At 52.7% G+C, this 7,268-nt stretch carries 2 protein-coding genes; both read right to left on the reverse strand.

Going from position 1 to position 7,268, the window contains the following annotated elements; genetic code table 11:
* Positions 1 to 270 precede the first annotated feature (270 nt).
* On the reverse strand, positions 271 to 4,200 hold the full coding sequence (locus PLD04_15165) for a hypothetical protein (protein ID HXK69665.1): 3,930 nt from the start codon (positions 4,198 to 4,200) through the stop codon (positions 271 to 273).
* Between the two features lie 296 nt (positions 4,201 to 4,496).
* On the reverse strand, positions 4,497 to 7,022 hold the full coding sequence (locus PLD04_15170; protein ID HXK69666.1) for a hypothetical protein: 2,526 nt from the start codon (positions 7,020 to 7,022) through the stop codon (positions 4,497 to 4,499).
* Positions 7,023 to 7,268 lie beyond the last annotated feature (246 nt).

Raw genomic sequence — 7,268 nt, forward strand, 5'->3', positions numbered from 1 at the left:
TATTTCATTTTCCAGTCACAACGTTTGGACACTACTGGGACAGTCCCTATTTTATATTTTGTAAGTTGTTATCTATGAGATAAAAGGAGGGACTGTTTCGCGGGGACATGTACTCGTTACGTGTCCCCGGATAGTGACTCTCCCCTTATTATCACAGCGTTAAGGACTCCGGTTTATCTTTAATTCTCTAATTCTTTCAATCCATTAAATCCATCTTGTCACGCCGTAGCCATTATGGTTGGCGAAGGCGGATAAACCCATAAAACCGTCTCACCTCATCATCACCAATACTTTAATCATCCCCGTACCCGATTCCAGAGGCTCGAGAGCTTTACCGATCACCGTCCCAGGGACAAATGCCTTCATCTTCATCGCGTGTCCAGGAAGGGGAGAGGAGACCAACAGATCGCCACGGCGGATCGGTTCCAGGGATGCATCAGTCTTCACGAGAGTAATTCCTGAAACCACTGTCAGAACTGCATCTTCACCGCTCTCCCCGGAAACTCCCACGACCATCGGATCGGCTTCCAGACTGCAGGGGTAAAGCTCTTCCCCATTGGCGGGGTTGAACACGAGGACCGTTCCCATATCGGTAGGGTGAGCCAGCGGCAGTTTCTCCAGGAGACGCCGTTCAAAATCGCGCGTTGTTGCAACATCCTGCTCGCTTCGTGCCGGTTTATTTTCTGAATCATCGGTGCTTACCTGTACCGCGTCCACCATGGATTCCTGCGGGAGCATCCGGGCCGATTCCGAAGCAGAATGGACTGGTAAGGCATCAAGACCCGATCCGGAATCCGCAGGAGGAACAAATTCACCGATTGCATCATGGAGGGTCTGGGAGGCGGAAAAATCGAAAGTGGTTCTCAATCCGGCAGTTTCTTCCATTGATTTGTATCTCTCCAGGGCATTGTACGATCTCAGTTCCGGCTCGACCTCATAGGCAGCCCTGTGTTCATTCATTGAAGGAATCCAGGATTCATTCTTTTTATCCCGGACCAGGGTGACTTCTTCGAACCCGATCCGGAGTCCATAGACGATGTAATCGAAAATGACATCCGTCAACATAGGATCTGAGGAGCGTACGACCATCTCCGATGTCGTAAGAGAGTGCACGTACAGTTCGGCCCACTGTCCCCGGGGTGTCAGGTGGGCGGTCAGCCCGATGTCTGGATTGGTGACCCACCGGAACGTTTCTCCCAGGTGCACCACGGCCTGGCCGTTTTCGAGCCGTGCCGAACCCCGTGTGTACGTGGCCACTTCATCACCTTCCGGGGCCGTGTAGACGATCACTTTATCCTTGTCAAACGGATGGTTCTGGACAAAATTGACAGAACCGCTCCCTTCCACCTTGGCTGTGCCGGATCCGATCTCCGCCCAGCCGCTCGAATCCGAATCGGTGAATTTTCCGCCATAATCTGTCCCCGAAGCCGTGACGCCTCGAACGCCTCCAGCCACGTTCAGTTTTCCATCAAAGGCTGATGTGCCCAGGGCCATCTGGCCATACTGGCGGCTGAAGGAAAAGGCCGTATTCCATCCTCCATAGTAGTAATCCAGAGAAAGATCGGGATTTGTGGAGCCGATACGCCATGTCCACGCATGGTTCGTGTTGGCAAAATTCTCGATCTGTAAAACCCCGGAGCCCGCTATGTCCGAGACCGTACCGCTCACGGTCAGAAGGCCAGTATCCGAAAGGGACATGAGGGCGTTGTTGTCGTGGCGAAACTCAATGTCACCATCCCCGACGGCATTGATATAGGCGTTACTGCCGCCGTGGGAAAACTGGATGTATTCCGTACCATCGGTTGTCCCACCCCTCACAGCACCTCGAACTTCCAGTTTTGCGCTAGGGGAGTCGGTCCCGATCCCGACGTTACCTTCCACGATCAGACCGTTAACCGGTGGCGTCGAGCTCACAAAGTAATTTGCACCGACTAACGCTCTGTTGCCGATTTTCACGACTCCCCCTGTCAACGTGGTCTGATCATCAGAATAGAGATTGAGATTCCCCGTGTCGTATTGAGCAACCCAGGCTGAATTGGTGGTACCAAAATCTAAGGCGGCCCCGACTCCATCAGCCTGGGAACCGATTAATTGAAGAGCTAACGAATTTGATACAGTCCGGATAGAGAGCCTGTGAGAAGGATTACTTACACCGATTCCGACGTTTCCAGTAACCCCGGAATACATGTCGACTCCATTCACGGTCCAGTCGCCGTCGTTGGGAACCCCGGACCAGAGTGTGCCGGATCCGGTCGTCATCAGGAACTCACCCGATGTGCCGTGACTGTTGGCGGTGTCATAGTAGGCACCCGTAACCCGGGCACTGCCGTTCACGTGCAGCTTTTGAGATGGGCTGGTTTCGCCGATCCCTACATTCCCTTCCACCAGAAGGCCGTTCGTGGGAGCCACTGCATCCATGGAGACCAGGTTGGTTCCGATAATAGCATTACCCCGAATATCCAGAATATTGGTTGCATCGTTACCCCCAATGGAGACATTTCCGTTCGGGCTGATATTGATTCCACCACCATCGGTCGTCAGTTGGAGAAAGCGGTCAGCGGAAGATAAGTTCAGATAACCGTAACTTGGGGTAAGTCCGAGAGATAGTGTGAGAGGTCCGGCTCCATAATCATACGATTGCTCAAAGCCCTTGTTATAGCTGGTAACCGTAATAGATGCGTCCTTTATTGGACTGTTGATTCCCAGAGCCCCATCTATCCGAGTACTCCCGGTCACCTTCATCGCCAGAGACGCAGTACCCATTGTTGTGATGAAGTAATAATCTCTATTCGCCGCATAATCAGATCGTCCCCGATTGTAAACATCGGTTTCGCTTCGATGGAAACATGCCCCGGTGCTCTCGAATCCCCATGTGTAAACGGTCTCCGCAGTCAGAGGGAGTGGGGGAGTAATTGCATTTACGTACCCGGTATCAAAGGCCTGGGAATGGAGTTCCGTGCCGCCGATCCCTTCCCCTTCGTAAATTTTGAGAGTTCCGGAAACACTTCCGCCATAGGAATTAACATAGAGAGATACCAGATTGGCCGTGACGGCAGGAGTGAAGGATTGCCATTTCGAGGTACCACAGGAATTGTAAATCGGTAGAAAGACGGAACTCTGGTCGGTCTGGGCTGGATTCGCTACGCTGAGAATCGAATCGGGTGTCGATGTTCCAATTCCGACAAGCCCCGGAACTGCGGAATACATGTCATCCCCTGCAAGGGTCCAGTCAGCGTCCGTGGCAGGTGAATCCGACGTACACTCCACAACAAGGCCGTCCGGGCTGGTACACCACTTTCCTGCGGTAAGGGTTCCCACCTGGGGATCGCTTTCGACTGCGGGATCGATCCAGTCGATTCCGGACCCGGTGCTGGATAGGATCTGCCCGTTCGTTCCTCCGTCGCCTGCAGCATCCCGGAGACTCCCCGTTGTGCGGATATCCCCGGTCACGTCCAGCTTGTAGGTTGGATCCGAATTTCCAATCCCGACCTGGCCGCCGTCTTCAAACGTCACGACGTCGGTCAACGCGGCGACGTCGGAGGAAGTCCCGTTGGCGAAAACAAGGTCTGCATGGCCGGATCCGATATCTTTTCGGTACATACGCCACGTGTAGCTTGTTCCCGTATTCTTGAACTGGATCCCCTGGCTGTAGGTATTATTGGCCACCTGGAGAGTGAATCCTTCGTTGTCATCGGTGGAAAAAAGATGGAGATCGGTGCCCGGTGAAGCCGTTCCGATGCCGACATTCCCGCTCCCATCCACGTTGACCACGCCCTGCACGGTTCCCGCGCTCTGGGCATACGCAGAGGATAAGACGCGAACCCGGGGGGAAAGATCCTCTCCTCCAATATTCACGAGAAGCCAGACTTCACCGTAATCGGCAAATACATCCAGAAGGGAGGTGTACGTTCCCGATCCGGAACCATCAGAAACCGTTCCCGATCCCAGGGCCGCATTGAACAGGCCATCGGAAACGGTCACGGCCCCTGACCCCGCCGCCAGATGGGAATCAATCAAAATCTCATCTCCCGCGGCAGCATCACTGAAAAAGGTAAAGACCATGTCATATGATCCGTCGAGCGGTGCCCCGGCATCATCCCGCAGAACACCCTGGTAGTTGATAAATCCTGGAGGTGTGGCAGCCGACAAAAGCACAACCCCGCACAGCAGAAACAGGACAAAAGAAATTACATTTTTCATAAAACCCTCCACGAGATGGCCAGTGACCCCGCAGCCCCACACCCATGATGTCATGCTGTTATGATAATCGATTTTTATGCGAATGAATACTCGCAATATCATGCTCAAAAACTAGGGACAGTCCCTAGTTTTTAATGCGTAAGTAGAGTGATTCGAGATAAAAAGGGGACAGTCCACTTATCCGGGGACACATAGCGAGTACATGTCCCCGCGGGACAGCCCTTAATTTTTTCTACTAGACAAACCAGACAAACTAAAAAAACTAATTTGTAATTTATCAAACCCTCTAATCGTATTTATCTCACCATCACCAGTACTTTGATCATGCCCGTACCCGAATCCAGAGGTTCCAGGGCCTTACCGATAATCGTACCGAACTTGAAAGGCCGACTAGCCTTCATCGCATGGCCTGGAATGGATGAAGAAACCAGCAGATCTCCCCGGTAAATAGGCTCCATCGTGGCATCAGCTTTCACCATTGTGATCCCGGAAATCACCGTCAGAATATTATTTTCCCCGTGTACTGAAGCGACGCCCACAACCATCGGATCGGTGTCCAGGCTGCAAGGATAGAGTTCCGCACCGTTGGCGGGGTTCATGACCAGAACATCCCCTTCCTGCACCCACTCCATGACAGGATAATCAGCTTCGAGCTTCGGATTCGGAACGGTCTCAATCTGCGCCTTTTCATAAGCAGGGGACTCTTCAGAAGCCGCTGAAGGACGTTCTTTTTCGAGTACCTCACTCGAGTTTCCGGAAGATACACATTCGCTGCTCCGTGCCGGTGTTTGCCATGTTGCCAGACCATTGGCATCGGAAGTGAGGACCTTTCCCGCGCCCGGACTTCCGCCAGTGATTTTGATCTGGCCAGCGATTTCCAACTTGGCCGATGGGTCCGACGTTCCAATCCCCACCTGCCCCCCGTGCTCGAAGGTGACCACGTCTGTCATAGCGCTCAGGTCGGTCGTCGTTCCATTGGCAAAAACGAGATCGGCATCATTGGAACCCACATTTTTCCGATAGATCCGCCAGGTATACGCACCCAGAGAATTCTGAAACATCAGTCCCTGACTGAATGTATTATTGGAAACCTGGAGTGTCACGCCATCATCGGCTGTCAAAGAATAGAGGTGGAGGTTGGTGATTGGATTTGCAGTCCCGATTCCGACTCGATCCAGGTCTGTGGCAACTAGTGCAGGCGATAACGTTCCCCCGATATAGGTTCGGAACACGGTGTCGTAATCATCGATAATATAGAACCGTCCACCCGGGTAAGGGTTCCCGGATTCGAGAGCGATCCAATCACGTATTCGCATGCTTGGATTAATGTAGACAGTGTAAGTGCTTCCGGCAGAGACTGTTACGGGAGGATCGAATTTGAAGGTATACCAATCCCACCCGCCGCTCAGTGTGCTGTCTCTGCTTGATAAAATTGTACCGGACATTCCATCGCCTTCATAAAGGCGGAAAATAATGGGCATGATGCCCGCATCACCGGAAGAGGGTGATCGAAGGTAGATGGATACGGATCGAAGCTCGCCGCTCAATCCGGCTGTAAATGATTGCATTAACACAGAATAATTATCAACAAAGGATGTGGAAGCCTGCTCCTGATCCAGGGTTAATGAACCGTAAGTCTGCGCGAGAAAATCACCCTGGACGTGAAGCTTATAAGAAGGCGAATCGGTACCAATTCCTACCCTTCCCGGATAGGCATCATAGAGATCATCACCCGATGCAATCCAGTCTCCGTCCAGGATCTCCTCCGGATCGATCCATTCAAATCCGGAAACTGTGGCAGACAAAATCTGACCTGACATTCCCCCCATACTGGCATAATTCCGAAGTCTACCCGTGATCCGGAGGTCCCCATCTACATCCAGTTTATACACTGGAGAGGCTGTACCCACACCGATATTTCCGGATACGGCAGAATAAAGGTCGTTTTCGGAAAGGGTCCAATCCCCATCTGAAATGGCTGAGGGGTAGATCCAGTCGATCCCCGCTCCCGTACTTGATAGAATCTGTCCGGCAGACCCACCATCCCCCGCAGAATCTCGAATCAGGCCCGTTGTTCGAAGATCCCCTGCGACATCCAGAAGGTACCCGGGAGAAGACGTGCCAATGCCAACATTTCCATCGGTTTGGATCGTAAGCCGCGTATCGACGGACAAATCATCGGACGAGGAAATCTTGAATTTCTTTGAATCCCCGCCCTGAACCCCTGCCGACCATTCCTCCGTTCCGGCATAAGCAAACTGAATCCGTGTCTGATTGGTGCTCAAGGTGTCGTCCAGGATCAGGGTGGGATTGCCGTCATCCGCGATGTGCATGTCCGCGGCGGGGGAGGTGGTTCCGACGCCGACACGGCCATTGGCATCCACATTGACGACTCCCTTGACCGTTCCCGCATTCTGGGCATAGGCCGAAGCGAGCACCTGAACCCTCGGGGATAGATCCTCCCCGGCTACGTTTACCTGGAGCCACACCGACGCATAGTCCCGAAACACGGCGGCAAGTGAGGTGTAGGTGCCCGTTCCTGATCCATCGGTCACAGTCCCAGATCCCAGGGCAACGTTGAAAAGGCCATCTGCAACCGTGATGGCCCCGGATCCTGCTGCCAGGTGGGAGTCGATTACAATCTCATCACCCGCAGTGGCGTCACTATAGAAGGTGAAGACCATGTCGTACGAGCCATCCAGCGGTGCTCCCGCATCATCCCGTAGTACACCCTGGTAGTTGATCAGGCCTGGAGGTGTCGCCGCACACAAAAATGCTGTCCCGCAGGAAAACAACAGGAAGAAGATAAATGTATTTTTCATAAATCCCCCCGTGAAATGGCCATGGACCCCCGCAGCCTTTAACCCATGATGTCTAATAGTAATAATAATCGTATCTCCTGTAAAAAGTCTAGTTAGACTTGTATCGGTTTGATAGACTGGAAAGTATGGCCAGGGGTGAACGACTCAAAAACTCAGACTGCTGGAAAGAAGCGTAGAAAATCAAACAGAGGAAAATAGGGACACCTCTAAGCCCCGAGAGCAAGGGGTACGATTTTCACGCCCAAC

The sequence above is a fragment of the Thermoanaerobaculia bacterium genome, assembly GCA_035593605.1.
GTDB lineage: Bacteria > Acidobacteriota > Thermoanaerobaculia > UBA2201 > DAOSWS01 > DAOSWS01.

What these genes read in the sequence shown, in the direction of transcription:
- PLD04_15165 (HXK69665.1), bottom strand. Translation starts at nt 4,200, where the DNA reads ATGAAAAATGTAATTTCTTTTGTCCTGTTTCTGCTGTGCGGGGTTGTG.
- PLD04_15170 (HXK69666.1), bottom strand. Translation starts at nt 7,022, where the DNA reads ATGAAAAATACATTTATCTTCTTCCTGTTGTTTTCCTGCGGGACAGCA.